The following is a 21669-nucleotide window of genomic DNA, read 5'->3' on the forward strand; positions in this document are numbered from 1 at the left end:
CGATGCCCCGCGAGCGCCCAAGGCGCCGGCCGCTGCACGCTCCCCTGCTCGCTACCACACCTCGCCAGTGAAGCCGGCGAAGGCGGCCTTGGTGAAGCGGCGCACGGCGCGCAGGGCCTCGCGCAGCCTGTCCTGCTCGGCGCGCGGCAGGGCGGCGATGGCGACACGGCTGCCGGGCATGCGCCCCGCCTCGTGGTCGAGAAGCTGCTGTTGCAGCACGGCCCCCAGCAGCGCCGCATGGGCGCCGTGCAGCCCTTCCGCCTCGCCCTCCTTCAGCGCGCCGCGCGCGGCCAGCGCCACCAACCGTTCGGGCGTTCCCGTTTCCTCCACCCCATGCTGGAGGGCGAGAAGACGTGTCGCGGCGACCAGCGGCATCAGCCCGCCCAGTTTCAGATCGGTGCGCCCGCCCCGGTCCCGCCGGAAGCCGCCCCAAGGGTTCAGCGCGACGGTCAGCTGCCGGTCCTGCGCCGCCATGGCACCGAGCAGCGCGGACTGGGCGCGCAGCATCGGCCCCAGGGCCCGGCGCAGCTCGGCCGCCGGGTTGCCCGCCACCGACCCGGCCGTGTCAACGCCGATGAAGTCGAAGGCGATGCCGGCATGCAGCAGCGCCTCGCCCGCGCGCTGCCGCGCCCATTGGCCGAAGCGCGCCGCCCATTCCATGCGAGTCCCGCGCCAGGCGGCGTTGCGCGCCATGATGCCGCCCGTGCAGAGCGGAAACCCCGCCTCCTCCAGCCCCGCATTCAGCGTTTCCGCGAAGGCGGGAAACCACGCATCCACTGCGGGGCGCGCTTCCTCCCCGTAGGCTTCGAGGAGGAGGCCGTTATCCTGATCGGGTCGGAGCAGGCTTTCGCCGCGCCCGGCGCTGCCCATCACCAGCAGGGTGATTCCGACGGGTGGCGCCCCGTGCGCCCGCAGCGCCCGCGCCATCACCCGGCGGTGCAGGTCGAGGTTGATGCCGCTGACGAGGCGCACGATGTCAGGCGCCGCCACCCCCTCCGCCAGCAAGGACCGGGCGAGGCCGGCCTGCGCCGCCTTCACCGCCGCGTCGTCGCCCGCCAGCGCGTCCAGGTGCGACAAGGTGCGCCCGGCCACCGCGGCCAGAACCTCCTGCCGGTGAAGCATGCCGACGCAGCGCCCGGCGCGGTCCAGCACAGGCAGGTGGCGCAGCGCATGGGCGCGCAGCAGGGCGATGGCGCGCCACAGATGCGAGTCGGCCTCGCAGGTGATGAGCGGCGCCGTCATCGCCGCGCCGAGCGGGGTTTCGGGCGGAAGGCGGAAGGCGACGCGCCGCGCCACGTCACGCTCGGTGAGGATGCCGAGCGGCCTTCCCTCCGCGTCCACCGCCAGCACGGCGGAATCGATGGCCATGGCGCGCACCGCCTCGGCGAGGGGTGCATCGGGGGGAAGGGCAGGGGGCACCGGCCTCATGGCGGCCGCGACCGGCAGGGTCACGCGCAGCGCGGGCGAGACCTCAGCCATGTGCGCCCCGCTACGTCAGCGCCGTCGCGCCTCGATGGCGTCCCAGATCGCCTTCTCCAGGTAGACGCCGTCGAAGCGCGCCAGCTCCTGCAAGCCGGTCGGGGAGGTGACGTTGATCTCGGTGAGGTGGCCGCCGATCACGTCGATGCCGACGAAGATCAGGCCGCGCGCGCGAAGCTCCGGCCCGATGACGCGGCAGATCTCCTTCTCGCGCTCCGTCAGCGTCGTCGGCTCCGGCCGCCCGCCGACATGCATGTTGGAGCGCGCCTCGCCCTCGGCCGGGACGCGGTTGATGGCGCCCATCGCCTCGCCATCCACCAGGATCACGCGCTTGTCGCCCTGCCGTACGGAGGGGAGGTAGCGCTGCACCATCAGCGGCTCGCGCGACTTCTCGGTGAACATCTCCAGCAGGGAGTTCAGGTTGGGGTCGTCCGGGCGCAGGTGGAACACGCCCGCGCCGCCATTGCCGAAGAGCGGCTTCAGCACGATGTCGCCGTGCTTCGCGCGGAACTTGCGGATCTCGCGCACGTCGCTGCTCACCAGCGTCTCGGGCATCAGCTCGGGGAAGCGCAGGACGAAGAGCTTCTCCGGCGCGTTGCGCACGTGCTCGGGATCGTTCACCACCAGCGTCTTCGGGTGGATGTGCTGGAGGATGTGCGTGGCTGTGATGTAGGCCATGTCGAAGGGCGGGTCCTGGCGCATCAGCACCACGTCCGCGTCGCGCTCCAGGTCGAGTTCCACCGTCTCGCCCAGGGTGTAGTGGTTGCCGGGCTCGCGCCGCACCGTCACCGGCTGGGCATGGGCGATGACGCGTCCCGCATGCATGGACAGGTGGCGCACGTGGTAGTGCCAGAGCTGGTGGCCGCGCCCCTGCGCCTCCAGCATCAGGGCGAAGGTGCTGTCGCCCTCGATGTTGACCGACTGGATCGGGTCCATCTGGACCGCCACGCGCAGCGCCATGCCCCTCGTCGCTCCTTGGGATTTCCCATCCATGTCGCATGGGGCGCGCGCCGCCTCAATGGCGCGGGGCGGTTCCTGCCACGGCGGCAGCGAGGGACGGCAGGTCGAAGCGCCGCTCCATCTCCTGCACCGTCGTGACGACGTGGAAGCGCAGCGCGCCGCGGATCGCCTCCTCCTCGCCGCGCCGCTGGTCCGGGTGGACGGGCAGGGTGGCGAAGAGTACCGGTTCCGCCAGCAGCGGGCGGCGATGCGGCGGCAGGGGCGACACGGCCTGCGCGGCAGAAAGGTGGTGCGGCAACGCGAGGCGCGCGCCCTCCGCGGCCTCCCGCTCGGCCTCGGGCGGCGCGGCGGCAAGGAGCGCCGAATCGTGCAACGCGGCCAGGCCCTGGGTCAGCCCGTCCTCCGCGCCCGGCGCATGCGGGCGCAGCGCCGCCTCGGCGACCAGCGTCACGTCGGCGAGGGCCGACAGGAAGACCTGCCAGCGGCAATGCTCCAGCGCCGCCTGGAAGCCCGGATCGGCGAAATGCGCCCGCTCGTTCCGCCCCGCCTTTACGCGGCAGTAATCCAGCACGGTCTTTTGCGCCACGAACGCGCCCTGGCCGAGCAGGAATTCGCCCAGCTTCTCCGGTGCCGCGCTGGGCCGGCGGCCGAACCGATCCAGGAATCGCAAAGCCTGTTTCCTCTCCCTCATGCGCGAGACTGCCGGGCGTGGCGCCGCTGCGACAGTGCCGACAAGTGACAAAACTTTAAGGCATGCGGCGAAAACCGGCTGGCTAGATGAAAAGACTGAGCGCCGCCGGGACGAATCGGCGCCGGATGGAGGAAAACCCATGCCCCTGGTTGAACCGGGCCAGAACACGCAATCCAGCGCCCCCCCTGCCGTGGATCCCGGCGTGGCGCGCGCCTATTGGAGCAAGACCTCGAGCCTGATGTGGACCGTCATGGCCATCTGGTTCCTGTTCGGCTTCGTCGTGCACCTGTTCGCGCCATCCCTGAACACCATCCACGTGATGGGCTTCCCGCTGGGCTTCTGGTTCGCCGCGCAGGGCAGCCTCGTCGCCTTCGTGGTGGGGCTGTTCTGGTTCGCGAAGCGGCAGAACCGGATCGACGAGGAATTCGGCGTGCAGGAGGACGTCTGACATGGCGACCCCCAGCGGCACCCGCGACCCGTTCCTTTCCAACCTCAACAAGATCTATCTCGGCTACACGGGCGGCTTCGCCGTCTTCGTCGTCCTGCTCGCCATCCTCGAGCAGATGGGCGTGCCCGACCGTATCATCGGTTACCTGTTCGTCTTCCTGACCATCGGCGTCTACGCCTATATCGGCATCATCAGCCGCACGGCGCAGGTGGCGGAGTACTATGTCGCCGGCCGCAAGGTCCCCGCCATCTACAACGGCATGGCCACCGGCTCCGACTGGATGTCCGCCGCCTCCTTCATCGGCATGGCCGGCTCGCTCTATGCCCTCGGCTATGGCGGGCTTGCCTTCATCCTGGGCTGGACGGGCGGCTACATGCTGGTGGCCATCCTGCTCGCGCCCTACCTACGGAAATTCGGCCAGTACACCGTCCCCGACTTCCTCGGCGCGCGCTACGGCGGCAACCTCGCCCGCGCCATCGGCGTCACGGTGCTGCTCACGGCCACCTTCGTCTACGTCGTCGCGCAGATCGTGGGCGTGGGCATCATCACCCAGCGCTTCCTCGACGTTTCCTTCGCCGTCGCGGTGTTCCTTGGCCTCGCCGGCATCCTGGTCTGCTCCATGCTCGGCGGCATGCGCGCCGTCACCTGGACCCAGGTGGCGCAGTACATCATCCTCATCATCGCCTACCTGCTGCCCGCCATCCTGATGAGCGTGAAGGTGACGGGCGTGCCCGTGCCGCAGCTCATGTACGGCTTCGCGCTGGAACGGATCGAGGGGCTGGAGGAGGCGATGCGCGCCGCGGGCCAAGCGCCGCCGCCCGGGGTGACGGGCTTCCACACCGCGCCCTTCGTCGGCGCGAACGGCCAGTTCAACATGAACGCGGCGGTGAACTTCTTCGCCCTCGTCTTCTCGCTCATGGTGGGCACGGCCGCGCTGCCACACATCCTGATGCGCTACTTCACCACGCCCAGCGTGCGCGAGGCCCGCGCCTCCGTCGCCTGGTCGCTGTTCTTCATCTTCCTGCTCTACTTCACCGCCCCAGCCTACGCGGCCTTCGGCAAGCTCGAGATCTACCAGAACCTCATCGGCCAGCCGATCGCCTCGCTGCCGGACTGGGTGCGCAACTGGCAGATCGCATCGCCCTACGGCACGCCCTGGATCAACATCGTGGACGTGAACAACGACGGCATCCTGCAGTGGAACGAGTTCCGCATCCACGCCGACGTCGTCGTGCTCGCCACGCCGGAGATCGCGGGCCTGCCCTATGTCATCGCGGGCCTCGTGGCCGCCGGCGGCCTCGCCGCCGCGCTCTCGACCGCGGACGGGCTGCTGCTGGCGCTGGCCAACGCGCTCAGCCACGATGTGTACTACAAGATGATCAACCGCAACGCGCCCACCAAGCAGCGGCTCATCATCTCGCGCATCCTCTTGCTCCTCGTGGCGGTGCTGGCGGCCTACACGGCCGGCAATCTCGGCGCGGACATCCTGTTCCTCGTCGCCTGGGCCTTCTCCATCGCCGCGGCCGGCCTCTTCGCCGCGCTGGTGATGGGGGTCTGGTACAAGAGGACCACGAATGCCGCCGCCTGCTGGGGCATGGCCGTCGGCTACCTCGTGACCTTCGGCTACCTGCTCTGGACGGAGTTCGCCGGGCTTTCCTTTCTGGAGGTGTTCGGCACGCGGGACCAGATCCTCGCCGCGGCGCGCCAGGCGGCGGCGCTGCCCCAGGCCTCGGCCGAACTGAAGGCCTATGCAGCGACGCTGGTCGGCAATGCGGGCGAGATCCGCGACGGCGCGCTGTCCTGGCTGGGCCAGCTCGTCATGCCCTCCGACAGCGCGGTGCTGCGCGGCCGCGTCGTCGCACGGCTCTGGGGCATCAACAACATCTCGGGCGCCATCTTCGGCGTGCCGCTCTCCTTCTTCACCATCTGGGCCGTCAGCCAGTTCACGGCGGCGCCCTCGAAGGCGATGCAGGACTTCATCGAGGACATCCGCATCCCCAAGGGCGGCGTGCGCCTCGCCGACACGCGCGAGGCGGTGGAGTAGCGCCGCCTCGCCCTGGGCCGCCCCGCTTGGACGGGCGGCCCGCTTCCTTCACCCTGCGGGCGGCCGCCAAACGCGGCCGCCCGTTTTCCGTCGGAGTTGCATGAACGAGTTCGTCGCCGGGCATCTGCCCTTCTGGATCGTGAACTACACCCTGGCCCTGGTGGCCTGGGCGTGCATCGCCCGCTTCGCCATGGGCGCCTTCTTCCATCCCGACAGCCCGAACTACATCTGGCGCGGCTTCCGCCTCCTCACCGACTGGGCGGTGCGCGTCGCCCGCACGCTGGTGCCGAGCTACGTGGGGCCGCGTTTCCTGCCGCTGGTCGCCTGCTGCTGGCTTTTCGCCCTGCGCTGGATCACCGGCCTGTTCATGATCGGCGCCGGCATGGCGCCCCGCATCGTGCCGCCCGCATGACCGACGAGACCGCCTTCACCCTCACCGTCGCCACCTGCCTGCTGCATGGGCTGGTCAGCCCGGCGCTGATGATCGTGGCGTTCTTCCACCCGGTCTGGCTGCCCGAGATGCTGCCGCCCACCGCCGAGATCGTGTTCTACGGCGCCTCGCTCATCGTCTCGACCGGCACGCTGCTGCTGTCCGCCGTGCCGGCGGCGGTGGCGGAACGCATGGGCGCCACGCCCGGTGGGGCGCTGCGCGTGTGGCTGGGCGGGGCCGCGCTGCTCACCGCCCTCGGCATCCTTGCCAGGATGGGGTGAGGCAACCAGGGGCGCGGCCAGCGGGTTCGGTGGGCGAGGAACTCGCCGCACCGCCGGCCACCCATTTCAGGACGCGCATCATGCAGCCTGTCTTCGAGGCTTATGCCGATCTTTCCATTCGTCGGGCCTGCGCCTTCGTGGGTCTCGCCACCGCGACGCTGATGGTCGCGCTGTCCTTCGATGCGGTGCTGTCCTGCCGCTCCGGCGCGCAGCTCGTGGCGCTCCTGGCGGTCGGACTGGTCATGGCGGCCTGGCGCGCCCCGCACCGCAACCTGCGCCATTCCGAGGTCTATGCGCTGCTGATCGATTCCGGCCTCCCGCGCGGCCGCCTCGCCACCACCGAGATGCAGGCCATGCTCGCGGAGGTGCTGCGCGAACGCCTGCTCTGGCACGCCGAGCGCGTGTCCCTGATCGCCCTCGGACTCTGGGGTCTCGCCCTGCTGCTCTGGATGCTGTCCTGAACGCGGCCTACTGAAGCAGGCTCCGCCCGGTCATCGCCGCGGGCTGCGCCACGCCCGTCAGCGCCAGCAGCGTCGGCGCGATGTCGGCCAGTCGCCCATCGCGCAGCGCCAGGCCGGCCGGGCCGCCTTCCAGCACTACTGGCACCACATTGGTGGTGTGGGCGGTGTGCGGACCGCCGGTTTCCGGGTCGCGCATCATCTCCGCATTGCCGTGGTCGGCGGTGACCAGCAGCGCGCCGCCCATCTCCCGCACCGCGTCGCGGATGCGGCCGAGCCCGGCATCCACCGCCTCGCAGGCCTTCGTCGCCGCTTCGAGGCTGCCGGTGTGGCCCACCATGTCGGCATTGGCGAAGTTCAGCACGATCATGTCGAAGCGACCCGAGCGGATCGCGGCCGCCGCCTTCTCCGCCAGTTCCGGCGCGCTCATCTCCGGCTGGAGGTCGTAGGTCGCGACCTTGGGGGAGGGAACCAGGATGCGCTCCTCGCCGGGGAAGGGCGTTTCCTCGCCCCCGTTCAGGAACCAGGTGACGTGCGGGTATTTCTCCGTCTCCGCCATCCGCAGCTGGGTGCGCCCGGCATCGGAAACGGCGGCGCCCAGGATGTCGACCATGGATTGTGGCGGGAACAGCGTCTCCATCCAGGCATTCAGCTCGCGCGAATACTCCACGAGGCCCAGCGCGGCGCTGAAGCGCGGCGTGGCGGGGCGCGCGAAGCCGGCGAAGCCGGGGTCGAGCAGGGCGCCCAGGATCTCCCGCACCCGGTCGGCGCGGAAGTTGAAGCAAAGGATTCCGTCGCCATCGCGCATCCCGGCGTGGCCGGGCAGCACGGTGGCGGGGATGAACTCGTCGGTCACGTCCCGCGCATGGGCAGCGGCAATCGCGGCGGCGGCGGAATCCGCCCGCTCGCCTTCGCCGAGCACCAGGACGCGCCAAGCCTTCTCCACCCGCTCCCAGCGATTGTCGCGGTCCATGGCGAAGTAGCGCCCGGTGACGGTGGCGACCCGCGCGCCCTCGGGCAGCGCGGCCTCGAAGCGCGCAAGAAAGCCGGGGGCGGAGCGTGGCGGCGTGTCGCGCCCATCGGTGAAGGCATGGATCGCGACCGGGACGCCTTCCGCCACCAGCGCCTTCGCCAGCGCCACCGCATGGTCCTGGTGCGCATGGACGCCGCCGGGCGACAGCAGGCCGAGCAGGTGCGCCGTGCCGCCGCTCCGCTTCACCGCCTGGGCGAAGCCGCGCAGCGCCGGCATGGCGGCGAGCGAACCGTCCGCCACGGCGGCGTCGATGCGCGGCAGGTCCTGCATCACCACGCGCCCCGCGCCAATGTTCAGGTGCCCGACCTCGCTGTTGCCCATCTGCCCCTCGGGCAGGCCGACATCGAGGCCTGAGGTGCGCAGGAAGGCGCGCGGACCCTGCGTCCAGAGAGCGTCGAAATGCGGGGTGCGGGCGCGGCGCACGGCGTTGTCCGCCGCCTCCTCCCGCCAGCCCCAGCCATCCAGGATGGCCAGCATGACGGGACGCTTCTTCGGGGCTTCGCTCATGCCCCGCGGTTACGCGATTAGCACGGCGATGTCAGCAGGTCCTCCGGCGAAACGTCGTCCGCGAGGGCACCGTCCAGCAGCAGGTGCGACAGCCCGTGCACCAGCGCCCAGGCGCGGATCGCCGCCTCCCGTCCCCCCGCGATACGGGTGAGCGCGTCGAAGGCCGCCTGCGAGGCAGCCAGCAGCTCCGGGTGCGCCTTCGCGCGGGACAGGAGCGGGCCGAACATCAGCCGGAACCGTCCGGGCCGCGCCAGGGCGAAGCGCACATAGGCAATGCCCTGGGCGTCGAGCCCGGCCGCGCCCAGCGCGGCGCCGAACTGGGCGAAGTGCCGAGCCGCCAGGGCGGCCAGCAGCGCCTCCTTGTCGGCGAAGTGGCGATAGGCGGCGGTGGGGGAAACACCGGCGATCCGCGCCGCCTCGCGCAGGGACACGGCGCCGTCGCCGCCCGCGTCCAGCAGGGAGTCGGCCGCATCCAGCAGCGCGGCGCGCAAATCGCCATGATGATAGGGCTTCGCAGATGTTGACATCGTTCACATAAGCTCGTTAGAAGTTCACGTCGTCAACATAGAGCGAGATTCGGTCATGTCCATGCTCCATCTCCACCTGTTCTCCGCTCTGCTGGCCCTGCTCTGCATCGTGGTCGTGCTTGCTTTGCCCAAGGGAAGGGGTGCGCACCGTGTCTGGGGCCGACTCGGCGCGCTGATGCTGCTGGTGGCGGCGCTGTCCTCGTTCTGGCTGCCGGGCTTCGGCCGGTTCACCCCGGTCCACCTCCTGTCCGTCACCACGCTGGTGAACGTGCCCTATGCCGTGTGGGCGGCGCGGCGGGGCCGGATCGCGGCGCATCGCCGTGCCCTGCTGATCAATGCCGGAGGCCTCGCCGCCGCCGGGCTGGCCGCGGTCGCGGTGCCGGGGCGATACCTGCACACGCTGCTCCCGGGTTGAGGCGTCAGCGCCGCTCCGCCACGCGCAGCGCCGCCACCTCCGCCCGCAAGGCACGCATCTCCTGCAGCAGGAGGCGCATCTCCACCCGTTCGGCGCTTTCCTTGGCTTCCCTGGCCGGCGCCTCCCGCTCCGCCCGCAGGGTCTGGATGCTTTCCACGATCACGCCGATGAACAGGTTCAGCACCACGAAGGTGGCCAGCAGGATGAAGGGCAGGAAGAACAGCCAGGCGAGGGGCTGCTGCTCCATGATGGGGCGCACATTGGCCTCGGCCCAGGATTCCAGCGTCATCAGCTGGAACAGGGTGAACAGGCTCTCCCCCAGCGTGCCGAAGCGCTCGGGCAGGATCTCGCCAAAGAGCTTCGTCGCCATCACGGCGAAGACATAGAAGATCAGCCCCATCAGCAGCACGATGGAGCCCATGCCCGGCAGGGCGTGCAGCATCGCCTCCACCACGTGGCGCAGCGAGGGCATGATGCTCATCAGCCGCAGGACGCGCAGCACGCGCAGGGCGCGCACCACGGAGAGCGGCCCCGTCGCCGGCAGCCAGGCGATGCCCACCACCAGCAGGTCGAAGATGCCCCAGGGGTCGCGGAAGAAGCGGCCGCGGAAGGCGTAGATCCGCAAGGCGAGCTCGGCGGTGAAGAGGCAGAGCAGCGTCACGTCCAGCGCGCGCAGCAGCCCGCCCCAGGATTCGCTGAGCGTGGCGCTGGTTTCCAGACCCAGCGTGACGGCGTTGAGCAGGATCAGCCCGATCACGAGGCGCTGGAACCCATCCGAGAGCACCAGGCGCGCGGCGCGGGCGCGCGGCGTCTCGGCCGTGTCGGCTTCGATCAAGGCTTCCTGCATGGCGTGGCGATTCCCCGGTCCCCGCGCCAGGAATGACGGCGGGTGCCGAATGAATCAAGGGAGCAGGGCCGGGACGCCGAAGATGTGGGGATGCAGCCAAAGCAGCAGCGCCCATCCCGCCAGCCCGCCCACCCAGGCGCGAACTGGGATCTCCCCCCAGGCGACGCGATTGCGCCCCGCCAGCACGGCGCCGAAGGGCAGGATGGAGGTGGCGGGGCCGAGCCGCGCCCACAGCGCCGGGTCGCGCCGCCGCAGCTTGGCGTCGATGGAGGGCATCCCGGCCAGCGCCGTCGCGAGAAAAGCGCCGAAGAACACCGCGCCCGCCGCCGTCCCGTCCGCCAGCGCATGCAGCCCGGCCCAGAGGGCGAAGCTCCACAGCATCGGGTGGCGGGTGATGCGCTGGATCCCGCGCGGCTCCCCCGCCAGGGCGCCGCCCACCGCCGTCGGGTTGGGGGTGGCGACGGAAGCGGCGAAGAGGAGGAAGGCCGGCACCATCAGCGCCGCGACGACGATTCGCCCCGCCTCCGGCAGCGCCCAGAGCGGAATGAAGGGCGCGTTCCTCCAGGCCAGCACCAGCAGGGTGATCGCCACCGCGGAGGCGATGGAAAAGGCCGCCCGGAAGCCCCGCTCTCCCAGCCGAGCCACCAGCACCGCGCGCAGCCCGGTCCCGGCCACGCCCACATGCAATCCGATCCAGAGCAGGGCAGCGAAGAGAAGGGCAGGCATGGCACGGAGCCTATCGCATCCGCGCCGCTCCGCCCTAGGATTCGCGGGTCAAGGGAAACGCGCCATGCTCCGCCGCCTCGTCCTCCTCGCCACCCTGATCCTTGCCGCGCCCGCGCCGCGCGCCGCCGAGATCACCGTGATGACCTCCGGCGGGTTCAACGCGCCCTATGAGGCGCTGGCCCCGGTCTTTGAGCGGGAAACCGGGCATCGCCTCGTCACGCTGCGCGGTGCTTCCATGGGCGCGGCGCCCGACGCCATCCCCAACCGCCTCGCGCGCGGGGAGGCGGCGGACGTGATCATCCTCGCCGCCGAGGCGCTGGACGCGCTGGCGCAGCGCGGCTTCGTCCGCCCCGGCAGCCGCACCGACCTCGTGGCCAGCCGCATCGGCGCCTCCGTGCGCGCGGGCGGGCCGCGCTGGGACATCTCCACGGAGGAGGGTCTGCGCCGCGCCCTGCTGGAGGCGCCGAGCATCGCCTATTCCGCCAGCGCCAGCGGCGAGTACCTGTCGCGCGAGCTCTTCGCCCGGCTCGGCCTTGCCGAGGTGGTGATGCCCAAGGCGCGGCGCATCTTCTCCGAGCGCGTGGGCAGCGTGGTGGCGCGGGGCGATACGGTGCTGGGCTTCCAGCAGGTCAGCGAACTGCTGCCCATCGCCGGGCTCGACTTCCTCGGCCCGGTGCCGGATTCGCTGCAGCGCGTGACGGTGTTCAGCGCCGGCATCGCGGCGAATGCGCGGGAGGAAGAGGCGGCGCGAGCGCTGATCGCCTTCCTCGCCGGGCCGCGTGCGCACGAGGCCATCCGCGCCGTCGGGCTGGACCCCATCGCGCGCTGAGGCGGACACGAAAAACCCGTGGAAGCGTCGCCTCCACGGGTTTCCGATGCGATGCGCCCGAGCCCCGGGCGGAGTGGGATCAGGCCGCCTGGTCGCCCTTGACGGGGAGGCCGTCGGCCCGGCGCTGGGCGCGCTTGCGCTCATGCGGGTCGAGGTGGCGCTTGCGCAGCCGCACGGCGGAAGGCGTGACCTCCACCAGCTCATCGTCCTCGATATAGGCGATCGCCTGCTCGAGGCTCATGCGGCGCGGCGGAGTGAGCAGAAGCGCGTCATCCTTGCCGGCGGCGCGGATGTTGGTGAGCTTCTTTTCCTTCACCGGGTTCACCTCGAGGTCGTCGCCGCGCGAGTTCTCGCCGATGATCAGCCCCTCATAGACCTTGGTGCCCGGATCCACGAACAGCGTGCCGCGCTCCTGCAGGGCGAAGAGCGCGTATTGCGTCGTCTCGCCATCCACGTTGGAGATCAGCGAGCCGTTGCGGCGCCCCTCGATCGGTCCCGCATAGGGACCGTAGCCGTGGAACAGCCGGTTCATGATGCCGGTGCCGCGCGTGTCGGTCAGGAACTCTGAGTGGTAGCCGATCAGGCCGCGCGAGGGCATGTGGAAGGTCAGGCGGGTCTTTCCGCCGCCCGACGGACGCATGTCCTGCATCTGGCCCTTGCGGAGCGACATCTTCTCGACGACCACGCCGGAATACTGCTCGTCCACGTCCACGAGGACCTCCTCGTAGGGCTCCTCCTTCTCGCCCGTTTCCGGGTTCGGACGCATCAGCACGCGCGGGCGGCCGATGGTCAGCTCGAAGCCCTCGCGGCGCATCGTCTCGATCAGCACGCCCAGCTGCAGCTCGCCGCGTCCCGCCACCTCGAAGGCGTCGGTCTCCTCGGAGTCGCGGATGCGGATGGCGACGTTGCCCTCCGCCTCGCGCATCAGCCGGTCACGGATCTGACGCGACGTCACCTTCTTGCCCTCGCGGCCGCCCAGCGGGCCGTCGTTGACGCGGAAGGTCATGGCCAGCGTCGGCGGGTCCACCGGCACGGAAGGCAGCGGCGCCTGCATCTCGGGCGCGCAGATCGTGTCGGGAATGGTGCTGTCTGACAGGCCGGCGATGGCGATGATGTCGCCCGCCTGCGCCTCGTCCACCGGCACGCGCTCCAGCCCGCGGAAGGTGAGCAGCTTGGTCAGCCGCCCCGTCTCCACCTGCGACCCGTCGGCGCGCAGCACCTTCACGGGCATGTTCATGCGGGCCGTGCCCTGCTCGATCCGGCCCGTGAGGATGCGGCCCAGGAAGTTGTCGTATTCCAGGATCGCCGCGTTCATCGCGAAGGGCGCGTCGGCATCGACGGTCGGCGCCGGGACATGGCGGATGATCAGGTCGAACATCGCGTCCAGGTTCTGGCGCGGGCCTTCCATCACCTCGTCGGCCCAGCCCTGGCGGCCCGAGGCGAAGAGCATCGGGAAGTCCAGCTGCTCGTCCGAAGCGCCCAAATTGGCGAAGAGGTCGAACACCTCGTCATGCACCTCGTGCGGGCGGGCGTCCTGGCGGTCCACCTTGTTCACCACCACGATGGGACGGATGCCGCGCGCCAGCGCCTTGCCGAGCACGAACTTGGTCTGGGGCAGCACGCCCTCGGCCGCGTCCACCAGCAGGATGGCGCCGTCCACCATGGACAGGATGCGCTCCACCTCACCGCCGAAATCGGCGTGGCCAGGGGTGTCGACGATGTTGAGCTTGTGGCCCTTCCAATCCACCGCCGTGCACTTGGCAAGGATGGTGATGCCGCGCTCCTTCTCGAGGTCGTTGCGGTCCATCGCCCGCTCGGCGACCTGCTGGTTCTCGCGGAAGGTGCCGGACTGCTTGAGAAGCTGGTCCACCAGGGTCGTCTTGCCGTGGTCGACGTGGGCGATGATCGCGAGGTTTCGCATCTGCATGGGCGGAAGGCTTCCGGGCATGGGTTGGCCCGGGCGTCTCGGAAGCCCCGGGCAGGGTTGTCACAACTTGTGTGGCTTGTGCGCCGCACACATAGGGGGTGAAAGGCCGGAATGCCAGCCATATCCACCGGAATGACCCGCTTCGCACGCATCCTGCCCCTGCTGGCGGCGCTGGCCTCGGGCGCCGCCGCCGCGCAGGACATCCCGCGCGTGCGCGGTTCCTGCGGCGCGGATGGGCGGCTGCTGCTGGACCGGGTGCAGGCGGAGCGGCGCTCGGATGGGCAGTGGAACTACCTGATCCACGTCCGCAACACGACGCGGCGGCCGATCCTCTTCACCATGAGCCTACGCGCGGCGGAGCGGGAGTTGGCGCGGCGCGACAACCAGCCCTACCGCGTCGGCGGCGAGGACGTGCTGGTGGTCCCGGCCGGGCCGGGCCCGCGCCCCGTGCCCACGGCGGAAGTCGCGGCGGGCCTCGTGCTGAACTGCCCGATGTAGGTCCCCACGAGAATGCGCCGCATCTTCGCGGGGGCCCGTCGGGGTGGCGGGGTGGGGCGTGCTTGCGCCGCCGGAGGCGCTATTGCGCCTTCACCGGCCGGTCCGCGTGGCTGTCGGGCGGCACGCCCTTGGCCAGCGACATGTGCGAATGGACGGCGACCCAGCGCTCGCCCTCGCCGCCGTTCGGCACCAGGGCCAGGGTGGTGCGGCCGGGCCGGTCGAAGCGCGCACCGTCCGGATGGTAGCCCGTGCTTTCGAAGGGCACGATCGCCACGGCCATCGAGCCGTCCGCGCTCGCCAGCACCCGCGCCGCGTCCAGGCGGAAGCGGAAGTCGCTGGTCCTTGGCCAGACGCTGCTCCATTGCCGGTCGCGAAAGGGCTCCAGCCCCTCCACCACGGCCTGCACCGTGCCGAAGGCCAGGATGCGCGGATGCCAGAACGGGTAGGCGCTGCGGTAATCCACCTCCCGCACGCAGGCGGCGAAGCGCTCCAGCCAGTCATGGATGGCGGCGCGGATTGCCTCCGGCGCCTCGGGCAGGGCGGGGCTCACCGGGGGCGGCGCCGCGGGCGGTCCAGCGCGGCCAGCGCCGCCTCGACCTCGCGCTGCGCGGTGGCGCGGTCGTTGCGCAACAGCGCGGCGCGGGCGGCGGCGATGCGCCCCACCGGCCCGCCCTGCACCGCCTCGCCGGCGCGCGTCGCCAGGGTGGAGCGGGTGAGGAGGCGCGACTCTGCCCGCTCCAGGAACTCGTTGGCCTGGCCGGCGCGGCCGGCGCGCAGCGACGTGTAAGCCGCGTTCAGGAGGCCGGCGGCGTCGTCCACGCTGGCGGCATCCGCCTCGGCCGCGTCGCGGTTCTGCGACGGCACCCAGGGGGTCGCGCCGGGCTGGGCCTGCTGGCGCTGCAATTCCTGGATGGCGGAATCGCGCGGCGGCGCCGCCTGGGCCATGGCGTTCGGCGGCGGATGGCCCGCGCCGTGATGCGCCCAGTGCGTGTGCGCCCAGGGCCGCTCATGCGCCAGCGCCGTGCCGGGCAGCGCGATGGCCAGGGCCAGGGCGAGGATGCGCGTCGTCATGCCACCATCTCCTTCAGGTCGGCCTGCGGGCGGGCGCCGAAATGCCCGATCACCTCGGCCGCGGCGATGCTGCCCCAGCGCCCGGCTTCCGCCAATGGCAGCCCCCGGGCATGGGCGGCGAGGAAGCCGGCGGCGTAGGCGTCGCCCGCGCCGGTCGTGTCCACCACCCGCGCCGGGGCGGCCTCGACGGCGTCGCGCCCGTTCTTCGAAAGGATAACGCTGCCCTTCTCCGAGCGGGTGAGGGCGGCGATGGACACGTCGCGCGCCGCCTGGGCCGCCGCCTGCTCGAAATCCTCCGTGCCGTAGAGGGCGGACACCTCCGCCTCGTTCGCGAACAGGATGTCGGCGTCGTTGCGAACGAAGTCGAGAAAGGCGTCGCGGTGGCGGCCGACGCAGAACGGGTCGCTTAGCGTGATGGCGACCTGCCGCCCGGCCGCGCGCGCCACGCGCGCCGCCTTGCGGAAGGCGGCCTGCGCCGCCGGCGGGTCGAACAGGTAGCCTTCCAGGTACACGATGGCCGCCCTCGCCACCTCCGCCTCGTCCACATCCGCCTCGCCAAAGGAGACGCAGGCGCCAAGATAGGTGTTCATGGTGCGCTGCCCGTCCGGCGAGACGAGGATGAGGCAGCGCGCCGTGGGTGCGCCCCCCTCCAGCCTCGCCGTCGGGAAATGCACCCCTGCGGCGCAGATGTCGTGGGCGAAGACCTCGCCCAGCGTGTCCTTCGCCACCTTGCCGAGGAAACCGACCTTCGCCCCCAGCGCCGCCGCCACCGCGCAGGTATTGGCCGCCGACCCCCCGGAGGATTCCACCCCCGGCGGCATGGCGGCGTAGAGCGCCTCCGCCTCCTCCGTCGAGATCAGCGACATGCCGCCCTTCGGCAGGTCCCGGTCGAGGAGGAAGGAATCGGGCACGGGGGCCAGCACGTCCACGATGGCATTGCCGATGCCGAGGATGTCGAGGCTCTGGCTGTTCATGCGGCGCAAGGCTTCCGGCTGTTTGGAGGCCCAGGGGTTAGAAGGAAAACCCGTAGTTGGAAACTGGCGCGAATCCGGTCTTACGCACATTGTGCCGCGGGGGGCGCGCGGTATAACCGCGACCGGAACCGGATACAGGGGGATCACATCATGTCCATCTTCGGCCGCAAGAAGGACGACGGCACCGAGGCGAACGACGCGCCGGTTCCCGCGCGCGACGCGGAGCTCGCCGTTCCGACCTATCGCGCCCCCGCGGCGAACAGCGCCCCGGTCGGCCTTCCCCCGAGGCCGGCCGCGCCGGCCCCCGCCGCCAATGGCGGCGCCCCGCGCCCCGCCGCCGCGCCAGGCGTGAGCGCCCCGCCCCGCCCCTCCACGCAGGAGCGCCGCACCCTGGTGGTCGGCCGCGGCATCGCGCTGCAGGGCACGGTGGCGGATGCCGAGCGCCTCGTGGTCGAGGGCACGGTGGAAAGCCAGATGATCCAGGCCGCCGAGCTGCAGATCGCGCAGACCGGCGTGTTCCGCGGCGAGGTCCAGGTCGAGGATGCCGAGATCGCCGGCGTGTTCGACGGCACGGTGACGGCGCGCGGCAACCTGATCATCCGCACCACCGGCACGGTGAAGGGCGTCGCCCGCTGCAAGCGCCTTTCCGTCGAGGAAGGGGGCAAGATCATGGGCTCCATGGAGATGCTCCAGGGCGAGGGCTGAGCCCCGCCCGCCGCCCCTGGCCGGTCCCGGGGCGGCGCCGATCCTTTCCGAACTTCAGCTTCCGGACCTGCCGCATGCCGCGCCGGACCGTTTCCTTCCTGTTGCTGCTGCCGCTGCTGGCCTGCGCGCCCGATGCGGCGCGCGAGGCCGAGGTGGCGCAGGCGGCGCTGGAAAGCCACCGCGCCACGCTCCAGGCCCTGGGCGATGCGCCACCGCCTTCGCCTGCGGCACCGGCCGCGCCCCCCCGCGCCGCGCCGACCCGCCGGGCCGCCTCGCAATTCCTGGGCGCCAGCCCCGATGCGCTGCTGGAGGCGCTGGGCGAGCCGACCCTGCGGCGGGAGGAGGGCAGCGCCTCCGTCTGGCTCTACGCCGCCGGGGGCTGCCAGCTCGACGTGGTGCTCTACCCGGGCGCGGGCGGTCCGCGCGTCGCCCATGTGCAGGCCCGTGCCGGCGGCCTTGTCCAACGCACCGAGGCGGCGTGCCTGCGCGACCTCCAGTCCCGGCGCGACGAGGCGCGTAGCCGCCGCAACACCGAGCCTGGACGCGGCCCGCCCCTCGAACTCGGCGCGTGATCCCCTATCTCGACGCATTCGTACCGGCCTTCGGGCTGTTGGCGCTGGGTGCGCTGCTGAAGCGCGGCCTCCTGCCCGACGACACGGTCTGGGCGGGGATCGAGCGGCTGATCTTCTGGGTGCTCCTGCCTTCGCTGCTGGTCGCGGCCATCGGCTCGGTGGACCTCGCGCAGGTGCCGGTGGGGGGGATGCTGCTGGCGATCTGGCTGGCGCTGGCGACGGGCACGGTGCTGTCCGTCGCGCTGTCGCGCCTGTTCCGGCAGCCGCATGCTTCCATGACCTCGGTCGTCATGGGCGGCATCCGCTTCAACAACCTGATCGGCTTCGCCGTGGCGGGCGCCTTGTTCGGCCTGCCCGGCATCGCGCTGGGGGCGGTGGCGACGGGGCTGATCGTGCCCTTCGTGCAGCTTGTCACCAACGCCGCCTTCGCCCTGGGGCGGCCCGGCCCGTTCCGGCTGCTGCCGGCGCTGCGGCAGGTGGCGATGAACCCGCTGATGCTGGCCTGCCTCGTCGGCTTCGCCGTGGCGGCGCTGGGCGGGCTGCCGCCGGGGGTAAAGCCGCTGGCCGAGACGCTGGGTCGCGCCTCCGTCGCGCTCGGCCTGCTGGCGGTGGGGGCGGCGCTTTCCGCCCGCGCCCTGGCGGACCGGGTCGCGCTGCAACTCCTCACCGCCGCGCTGAAGCTCCTCGCCATGCCGGGACTCACCTTGCTGCTGGGCCTCGCCCTGGGGCTGGAGCCGTTGGCGCTGGCCATGGCGGTGCTGTTCATGGCGCTGCCCACCGCCGCCACCTCCTACGTCATGGCGCGCGCCATGGGAGGCGACGCGCCGCTCATGGCGGCCATCACGACCACGGAGCACGCGCTGGCCGTGGTGACGCTGCCGCTCTGGCTGCTGCTGGCGAAGCGCCTCACCGGGCTGGGGTGAGGCTTCGTTAACCGGGTGGCCCTAGGGGTCAGGGGACGCCATGCCCAGCGACGCCCCACCGATCGCGCGCCCCGACCCGGCGATGCGCCACGCCCACGACGCCATCGCCGCGCTGCTGCGCCATGGGCTTCGCCCCACCCCGCCCAATTACGCGCTGTGGTTCGAGTTCCACGCCGGCGAAACCGCGGCGCTGCGCGCGGCGCTGGAGGACCGGCTGCGCGACCCGTCCCCGCTGCGCGAGGCGGAGATGGCGGCGCTGCACGCCCGCTTCGGCGGCAGCCCCTCCGGCCTCACCCTTGCCGAGATCTCGCAGCGCCTCGGCGAGGCAGTGCGCGACGCCGCCGCCATCCTGGACGGCGCCGCCACGGATGCGGCGCGCTACGGAAAGTCGCTGGAGGGGGCGGCCGCCGCGCTGGCCTCCGGCACGGCGGATTGGCCGGAGGTGCTCGCGGGGCTGATCCACGAAACCCAGGCGCTGCGCGACAAGGGCGCCACCCTCGCGCGTCGCCTCGCGGAAACCGGTCGCCGCGCCGAGGCGCTGCGTCAGGAGCTGGAGGAAGCGCGGCGCGAGGCGGCGACGGACGCCCTCACCGGCCTTCCCAACCGCCGCGCCTTCGAGGCGGCGCTGGAGCGGCACCTCGAAGGCGAGGAGCCACCCTGCCTCCTGCTGCTCGACGTGGATCACTTCAAGGCGGTGAAGGACCGGCATGGCCACGCGGCGGGCGACCTCGCGCTGCGGCACCTAGGCGCCACGCTGCGCGAGGCGGCGCGCGCCGCCGACTTGCCGGCGCGGCTGGGCGGGGAGGAATTCGCCGTGCTGATGCCCGCCACCCCGCCCGAGCGCGCGATGCGCGCGGCGGAGGCGCTGCGCCAGGCCGTCGCGCGCGAAGGCATGATGCTGGAGGACGGGACGCGCCTCGCCCTTACCGTCTCGGGCGGGCTGGCAGCCGCGGCGCCCGGGGAGGGGAGCGCGCGCCTCGCGGAGCGCGCCGATGCCGCGCTCTACGCCGCGAAGCGGAACGGGCGGAACCGCATCGAGGCGGCGCCCTGAGACGGCTTGGAAGCGCCGCCCTGCTGCGCCAGGATGGCGCGGATGAATCGGCGGGGGATGCGGTGATGCTGGGGCGCAGGCAGTGGGCGATGGGTCTGGGCGCGGCGGCGCTGCCGCTGGCGGCGCGCGCGCAGGGCAGCTTCCCCGATCGCCCGATCCGCTGGATCGTCGGCTATCCGCCCGGCGGCGCGTCCGACGTCTTCGCGCGGCTGATCGGCGGGCTGATGAGCCAGCGCCTCGGCCAGAACGTGGTGGTGGAGAACCGGCCGGGCGGCGGCGCCGTGGTGGCGAGCGAACTCGTCGCGCGCGCCGCGCCGGACGGCCACACCTGGATGCACGTGGACAACGGCATCCTCACCTACAACCCCGCCCTCTACGGCCGCCTGCCCTACGACCCGGATCGCGACTTCGCCGGGGTCGGCTTCATCGGGCGCTTCCCGCTCTACATCGTCGTGCGGCCGGACGACGCGTCGCCGCGCGACTTCGCCGGGCTGCTGGAGGCGTCGCGGCGCCGCGCCCCCACCTACGGCACGCCCGCCGTCGCCTCGCCGCACCACCTCGCGATGGAATTGGTGAAGCGCCGCACCGCGATGGATGCGACGCACGTGCCGTATCGCGGCGGCCCCGCCGCCATGCAGGACCTGCTGGGCGGGCAGGTGGACGTGGTGGTGATCGACACTGCCACCGGCCTTCCCTTCATCCGCGACCGCAAGGTGCGCGTGCTGGCGGCGCTGACCGAGACGCGCACCCCCGACGTGCCCGACGCACCGACGATGGTGGAGCTGGGCTATCCCGGCACGGTCGCCTGGGGCTGGCAGGGCATGAGCGTCCCCGCCGCCACCCCCGCGCCGGTCGTCGCGCGCCTGTCGCAGGAGATGATCGGCGCCATCCAGACGCCGGAGGTGGTGGCGCGGATGCGCGGCCTGGGCATCGAGTACCAGCCCTGGACGCCCGCGCAATTCGCCGAGTTCGTGCGCGCCGAGAACGCGCTGTGGCGCCCGCTGATCCGGGAGCTGGGAATCCGGCTGGACTCCTAGGCCCGGCGCGGCAAAGGAAACGGCCCTCTCGCGCGACGCGGCGCTTTTCCCCGCCTGCCGGAGGCCGCTATCAGGAGGCCGATGCCCGACCGGAACCCGCCCGGCCCGCGCGTTCCGGGGCCGCTCCTCCCGCAGGAGCCCGCACCCGTGTCGCGCCGCGCCCACCTCCTCGCCGCGCGGCATTTGTGGCCGGCCCGGGCGGCGCTCATGGACCTCTTTCTCGCGCTGCGCGCCGAAACGGATGCCGCGATGGGGGGCAGCGCCCCCGCCGCCTATGGCAAGCCCTATCCCTATGGCTATTGCCGCGAGATCACGCTGCACGTCTTCGAGGCGCTGCAGCGGCGCATGGAGCGGCCAGGCTGCCGGGGAAGCCGCGCCCTGCAGGCCTTTCTCGCGAAAGGCGGGGAGGGGCGCTGCGTCTGGGGCATCCTGCGCGACACCTATTTCCAGACCGCGCTGCAATTCGGCGCGCTCTACGTGGACGTCGCCAACGACACGGTCGATCCCGCGAAGCCCAGGGTCGAGATCTTGCCCATGGCGGAGGCGGGGCTGGAGCCCGTGCGCGACGCCTTCCACTTCGCCGGGATCGCCAAGTCCTACTGGGGCATGACGCTCTACGCCAACCACGCGCTCCCCGCGCTCGCGCCGGTGGTGCCCATGATCGGGGTCATGCCCGATGGCGCGGTCTCCTTTCCTTCCGCCACGGTCTACATGGCGGGGCTGTTCCTGCGGGACGGGTTCCGCCTCGCCGAGGAATGGCTGGCCAGCGCCCCGCCGCCCCCGGAGGGGGTGATCGCCCTCCTGCGCTCGCGCTTGTCCGCCGGCGGCCTCGCCGCCCATCCGGAAACCGGTGGCAAGGCCGCGCTGGCCGCCTGCCGCGACGCCCGCGCGCGTGGGCTCGCCTCCGACCCAAAATGGGTGGCCGCCTGCCTCGCCGAATGCGAGCGCTTCGGGGCCGGTGGAAACGCGCCGAATTCCGAACCCATCGCCACCCCGGTCGCGGAGACCCGAGCCATGTCCACCATCACCTTCGAGGGCCGCAGCTTCGCGCTCGACACGCTGTCCGAGGCGGCCAGGGCGCAGGTCGCGGGCATCCAGTTCGTCGAGGGCGAGATCGCCCGGCTCCAGGCGCGGCTGGCCGCGATGCAGACGGCGCGCAACGCCTATGTCGAGGCGCTGCGCGCGGCGCTGCCGGCGGAATAGCGCCTCGCGGGGGCGTCCCCTTCCTGGGAAGCG

At 71.9% G+C, this 21669-nt stretch carries 25 protein-coding genes; 14 read left to right on the top strand and 11 right to left on the bottom strand.

Features of this window, described 5'->3' with window-relative positions:
• Positions 1 to 51 precede the first annotated feature (51 nt).
• Genes OF850_RS14275 through OF850_RS14285 form a run of 3 tightly spaced genes read right to left on the bottom strand, consistent with a single transcriptional unit; the run spans position 52 to position 3109 of the window.
• Complete coding sequence (locus OF850_RS14275) at positions 52 to 1479, bottom strand: DUF294 nucleotidyltransferase-like domain-containing protein (RefSeq protein ID WP_301590928.1); 1428 nt, start codon at positions 1477 to 1479, stop codon at positions 52 to 54.
• 15 nt (positions 1480 to 1494) lie between these two features.
• On the bottom strand, positions 1495 to 2439 hold the full coding sequence (gene gshB, locus OF850_RS14280) for a glutathione synthase (protein WP_301590929.1): 945 nt from the start codon (positions 2437 to 2439) through the stop codon (positions 1495 to 1497).
• A 55-nt stretch (positions 2440 to 2494) separates the two neighbouring features.
• Positions 2495 to 3109, bottom strand: coding sequence for a hypothetical protein (locus tag OF850_RS14285; protein ID WP_301590930.1), 615 nt, complete (start codon positions 3107 to 3109; stop codon positions 2495 to 2497).
• A gap of 160 nt (positions 3110 to 3269) precedes the next feature.
• Between OF850_RS14285 and OF850_RS14290 the strand changes: the two genes are divergently transcribed.
• From OF850_RS14290 to OF850_RS14310, 5 genes are all read left to right on the top strand, one after another.
• Entirely contained in the window at positions 3270 to 3578 is a 309-nt protein-coding gene (locus OF850_RS14290; RefSeq protein ID WP_301590931.1) for a DUF4212 domain-containing protein, read from the top strand.
• A 1-nt stretch (position 3579) separates the two neighbouring features.
• The gene (locus OF850_RS14295) at positions 3580 to 5622 is read left to right on the top strand and encodes a sodium:solute symporter family protein (RefSeq protein WP_301590932.1); all 2043 of its coding nucleotides are present in this window, start codon (positions 3580 to 3582) and stop codon (positions 5620 to 5622) included.
• 100 nt (positions 5623 to 5722) lie between these two features.
• A complete protein-coding gene (locus OF850_RS14300; RefSeq protein WP_301590933.1) occupies positions 5723 to 6034 on the top strand; it encodes a YggT family protein in 312 nt (103 codons plus the stop codon).
• Positions 6031 to 6333: a hypothetical protein gene (locus OF850_RS14305; protein WP_301590934.1), complete on the top strand. Its 303-nt coding sequence runs from the start codon at positions 6031 to 6033 to the stop codon at positions 6331 to 6333. Before OF850_RS14300 ends, OF850_RS14305 begins: the two co-directional genes overlap by 4 nt.
• A gap of 80 nt (positions 6334 to 6413) precedes the next feature.
• Positions 6414 to 6794 carry a hypothetical protein gene (locus OF850_RS14310; RefSeq protein ID WP_301590935.1) on the top strand — a complete coding sequence of 127 codons (381 nt, stop codon included), beginning with the start codon at positions 6414 to 6416 and terminating at the stop codon, positions 6792 to 6794.
• A 7-nt stretch (positions 6795 to 6801) separates the two neighbouring features.
• On the opposite strand, the gene gpmI is transcribed toward OF850_RS14310, so the two are convergent.
• Positions 6802 to 8331: a 2,3-bisphosphoglycerate-independent phosphoglycerate mutase gene (gene gpmI / locus OF850_RS14315; protein WP_301590936.1), complete on the bottom strand. Its 1530-nt coding sequence runs from the start codon at positions 8329 to 8331 to the stop codon at positions 6802 to 6804.
• 17 nt (positions 8332 to 8348) lie between these two features.
• Positions 8349 to 8858 (bottom strand): TetR/AcrR family transcriptional regulator, encoded by a 510-nt coding sequence (locus OF850_RS14320; RefSeq protein ID WP_301590937.1) that lies wholly within the window; start codon positions 8856 to 8858, stop codon positions 8349 to 8351.
• Positions 8859 to 8913: 55 nt separating this feature from the next.
• Between OF850_RS14320 and OF850_RS14325 the strand changes: the two genes are divergently transcribed.
• Positions 8914 to 9273 (top strand): DUF2306 domain-containing protein, encoded by a 360-nt coding sequence (locus tag OF850_RS14325; RefSeq protein ID WP_301590938.1) that lies wholly within the window; start codon positions 8914 to 8916, stop codon positions 9271 to 9273.
• Positions 9274 to 9277: 4 nt separating this feature from the next.
• Here the strand turns inward: OF850_RS14325 and OF850_RS14330 are convergent, their stop codons facing one another.
• Both OF850_RS14330 and OF850_RS14335 read right to left on the bottom strand, forming a co-directional pair.
• Positions 9278 to 10120 carry an ion transporter gene (locus OF850_RS14330; RefSeq protein WP_301590939.1) on the bottom strand — a complete coding sequence of 281 codons (843 nt, stop codon included), beginning with the start codon at positions 10118 to 10120 and terminating at the stop codon, positions 9278 to 9280.
• A 54-nt stretch (positions 10121 to 10174) separates the two neighbouring features.
• A complete protein-coding gene (locus OF850_RS14335) occupies positions 10175 to 10846 on the bottom strand; it encodes an NnrU family protein (RefSeq protein WP_301590940.1) in 672 nt (223 codons plus the stop codon).
• A 64-nt stretch (positions 10847 to 10910) separates the two neighbouring features.
• Here OF850_RS14335 and OF850_RS14340 point away from each other — a divergent pair, with 64 nt between their 5' ends.
• A complete protein-coding gene (locus OF850_RS14340; RefSeq protein WP_301590941.1) occupies positions 10911 to 11675 on the top strand; it encodes a substrate-binding domain-containing protein in 765 nt (254 codons plus the stop codon).
• 79 nt (positions 11676 to 11754) lie between these two features.
• Here the strand turns inward: OF850_RS14340 and typA are convergent, their stop codons facing one another.
• Positions 11755 to 13602: a translational GTPase TypA gene (gene typA, locus OF850_RS14345; protein WP_301590942.1), complete on the bottom strand. Its 1848-nt coding sequence runs from the start codon at positions 13600 to 13602 to the stop codon at positions 11755 to 11757.
• Between the two features lie 132 nt (positions 13603 to 13734).
• Here typA and OF850_RS14350 point away from each other — a divergent pair, with 132 nt between their 5' ends.
• A complete protein-coding gene (locus tag OF850_RS14350) occupies positions 13735 to 14100 on the top strand; it encodes a hypothetical protein (protein ID WP_301590943.1) in 366 nt (121 codons plus the stop codon).
• A 79-nt stretch (positions 14101 to 14179) separates the two neighbouring features.
• On the opposite strand, the gene OF850_RS14355 is transcribed toward OF850_RS14350, so the two are convergent.
• The 3 genes from OF850_RS14355 to OF850_RS14365 are packed head-to-tail and all read right to left on the bottom strand — an operon-like array spanning position 14180 to position 16145.
• The gene (locus tag OF850_RS14355; protein ID WP_301590944.1) at positions 14180 to 14650 is read right to left on the bottom strand and encodes a YybH family protein; all 471 of its coding nucleotides are present in this window, start codon (positions 14648 to 14650) and stop codon (positions 14180 to 14182) included.
• Complete coding sequence (locus tag OF850_RS14360) at positions 14647 to 15171, bottom strand: hypothetical protein (RefSeq protein WP_301590945.1); 525 nt, start codon at positions 15169 to 15171, stop codon at positions 14647 to 14649. Before OF850_RS14360 ends, OF850_RS14355 begins: the two co-directional genes overlap by 4 nt.
• Positions 15168 to 16145 (bottom strand): adenosine kinase, encoded by a 978-nt coding sequence (locus OF850_RS14365; RefSeq protein ID WP_301590946.1) that lies wholly within the window; start codon positions 16143 to 16145, stop codon positions 15168 to 15170. Before OF850_RS14365 ends, OF850_RS14360 begins: the two co-directional genes overlap by 4 nt.
• Positions 16146 to 16295: 150 nt before the next feature.
• Between OF850_RS14365 and OF850_RS14370 the strand changes: the two genes are divergently transcribed.
• The 6 genes from OF850_RS14370 to OF850_RS14395 all read left to right on the top strand — a co-directional run bounded on the left by OF850_RS14370 (position 16296) and on the right by OF850_RS14395 (position 21636).
• On the top strand, positions 16296 to 16850 hold the full coding sequence (locus tag OF850_RS14370) for a bactofilin family protein (RefSeq protein ID WP_301590947.1): 555 nt from the start codon (positions 16296 to 16298) through the stop codon (positions 16848 to 16850).
• Between the two features lie 74 nt (positions 16851 to 16924).
• On the top strand, positions 16925 to 17422 hold the full coding sequence (locus OF850_RS14375; protein WP_301590948.1) for a hypothetical protein: 498 nt from the start codon (positions 16925 to 16927) through the stop codon (positions 17420 to 17422).
• The gene (locus OF850_RS14380; protein ID WP_301590949.1) at positions 17419 to 18345 is read left to right on the top strand and encodes an AEC family transporter; all 927 of its coding nucleotides are present in this window, start codon (positions 17419 to 17421) and stop codon (positions 18343 to 18345) included. Before OF850_RS14375 ends, OF850_RS14380 begins: the two co-directional genes overlap by 4 nt.
• 40 nt (positions 18346 to 18385) lie before the next feature.
• A complete protein-coding gene (locus OF850_RS14385; RefSeq protein ID WP_301590951.1) occupies positions 18386 to 19396 on the top strand; it encodes a GGDEF domain-containing protein in 1011 nt (336 codons plus the stop codon).
• Between the two features lie 65 nt (positions 19397 to 19461).
• The gene (locus OF850_RS14390) at positions 19462 to 20433 is read left to right on the top strand and encodes a Bug family tripartite tricarboxylate transporter substrate binding protein (protein ID WP_301590952.1); all 972 of its coding nucleotides are present in this window, start codon (positions 19462 to 19464) and stop codon (positions 20431 to 20433) included.
• An 81-nt stretch (positions 20434 to 20514) separates the two neighbouring features.
• Positions 20515 to 21636, top strand: coding sequence for a DUF6447 family protein (locus OF850_RS14395; protein ID WP_301590953.1), 1122 nt, complete (start codon positions 20515 to 20517; stop codon positions 21634 to 21636).
• Positions 21637 to 21669 lie beyond the last annotated feature (33 nt).

It is taken from the genome of Sabulicella glaciei (assembly GCF_026183895.1).
In the GTDB taxonomy this organism is placed as follows: Bacteria; Pseudomonadota; Alphaproteobacteria; order Acetobacterales; family Acetobacteraceae; genus Roseococcus; species Roseococcus glaciei.

Excerpts from the sequence above, each read along its gene's own strand:
- OF850_RS14305 (WP_301590934.1), top strand. The coding sequence starts at position 6,031 with ATGACCGACGAGACCGCCTTCACCCTCACCGTCGCCACCTGCCTGCTG.
- OF850_RS14290 (WP_301590931.1), top strand. The coding sequence starts at position 3,270 with ATGCCCCTGGTTGAACCGGGCCAGAACACGCAATCCAGCGCCCCCCCT.
- OF850_RS14365 (WP_301590946.1), bottom strand. The coding sequence starts at position 16,145 with ATGAACAGCCAGAGCCTCGACATCCTCGGCATCGGCAATGCCATCGTG.
- gshB (WP_301590929.1), bottom strand. The coding sequence starts at position 2,439 with ATGGCGCTGCGCGTGGCGGTCCAGATGGACCCGATCCAGTCGGTCAAC.
- OF850_RS14320 (WP_301590937.1), bottom strand. The coding sequence starts at position 8,858 with ATGTCAACATCTGCGAAGCCCTATCATCATGGCGATTTGCGCGCCGCG.
- OF850_RS14300 (WP_301590933.1), top strand. The coding sequence starts at position 5,723 with ATGAACGAGTTCGTCGCCGGGCATCTGCCCTTCTGGATCGTGAACTAC.
- typA (WP_301590942.1), bottom strand. The coding sequence starts at position 13,602 with ATGCAGATGCGAAACCTCGCGATCATCGCCCACGTCGACCACGGCAAG.
- OF850_RS14335 (WP_301590940.1), bottom strand. The coding sequence starts at position 10,846 with ATGCCTGCCCTTCTCTTCGCTGCCCTGCTCTGGATCGGATTGCATGTG.
- OF850_RS14385 (WP_301590951.1), top strand. The coding sequence starts at position 18,386 with ATGCCCAGCGACGCCCCACCGATCGCGCGCCCCGACCCGGCGATGCGC.
- OF850_RS14375 (WP_301590948.1), top strand. The coding sequence starts at position 16,925 with ATGCCGCGCCGGACCGTTTCCTTCCTGTTGCTGCTGCCGCTGCTGGCC.
- OF850_RS14350 (WP_301590943.1), top strand. The coding sequence starts at position 13,735 with ATGACCCGCTTCGCACGCATCCTGCCCCTGCTGGCGGCGCTGGCCTCG.
- OF850_RS14390 (WP_301590952.1), top strand. The coding sequence starts at position 19,462 with ATGCTGGGGCGCAGGCAGTGGGCGATGGGTCTGGGCGCGGCGGCGCTG.
- OF850_RS14275 (WP_301590928.1), bottom strand. The coding sequence starts at position 1,479 with ATGGCTGAGGTCTCGCCCGCGCTGCGCGTGACCCTGCCGGTCGCGGCC.
- OF850_RS14340 (WP_301590941.1), top strand. The coding sequence starts at position 10,911 with ATGCTCCGCCGCCTCGTCCTCCTCGCCACCCTGATCCTTGCCGCGCCC.
- OF850_RS14330 (WP_301590939.1), bottom strand. The coding sequence starts at position 10,120 with ATGCAGGAAGCCTTGATCGAAGCCGACACGGCCGAGACGCCGCGCGCC.
- OF850_RS14310 (WP_301590935.1), top strand. The coding sequence starts at position 6,414 with ATGCAGCCTGTCTTCGAGGCTTATGCCGATCTTTCCATTCGTCGGGCC.
- OF850_RS14325 (WP_301590938.1), top strand. The coding sequence starts at position 8,914 with ATGTCCATGCTCCATCTCCACCTGTTCTCCGCTCTGCTGGCCCTGCTC.
- OF850_RS14395 (WP_301590953.1), top strand. The coding sequence starts at position 20,515 with ATGCCCGACCGGAACCCGCCCGGCCCGCGCGTTCCGGGGCCGCTCCTC.
- OF850_RS14370 (WP_301590947.1), top strand. The coding sequence starts at position 16,296 with ATGTCCATCTTCGGCCGCAAGAAGGACGACGGCACCGAGGCGAACGAC.
- gpmI (WP_301590936.1), bottom strand. The coding sequence starts at position 8,331 with ATGAGCGAAGCCCCGAAGAAGCGTCCCGTCATGCTGGCCATCCTGGAT.
- OF850_RS14360 (WP_301590945.1), bottom strand. The coding sequence starts at position 15,171 with ATGACGACGCGCATCCTCGCCCTGGCCCTGGCCATCGCGCTGCCCGGC.
- OF850_RS14295 (WP_301590932.1), top strand. The coding sequence starts at position 3,580 with ATGGCGACCCCCAGCGGCACCCGCGACCCGTTCCTTTCCAACCTCAAC.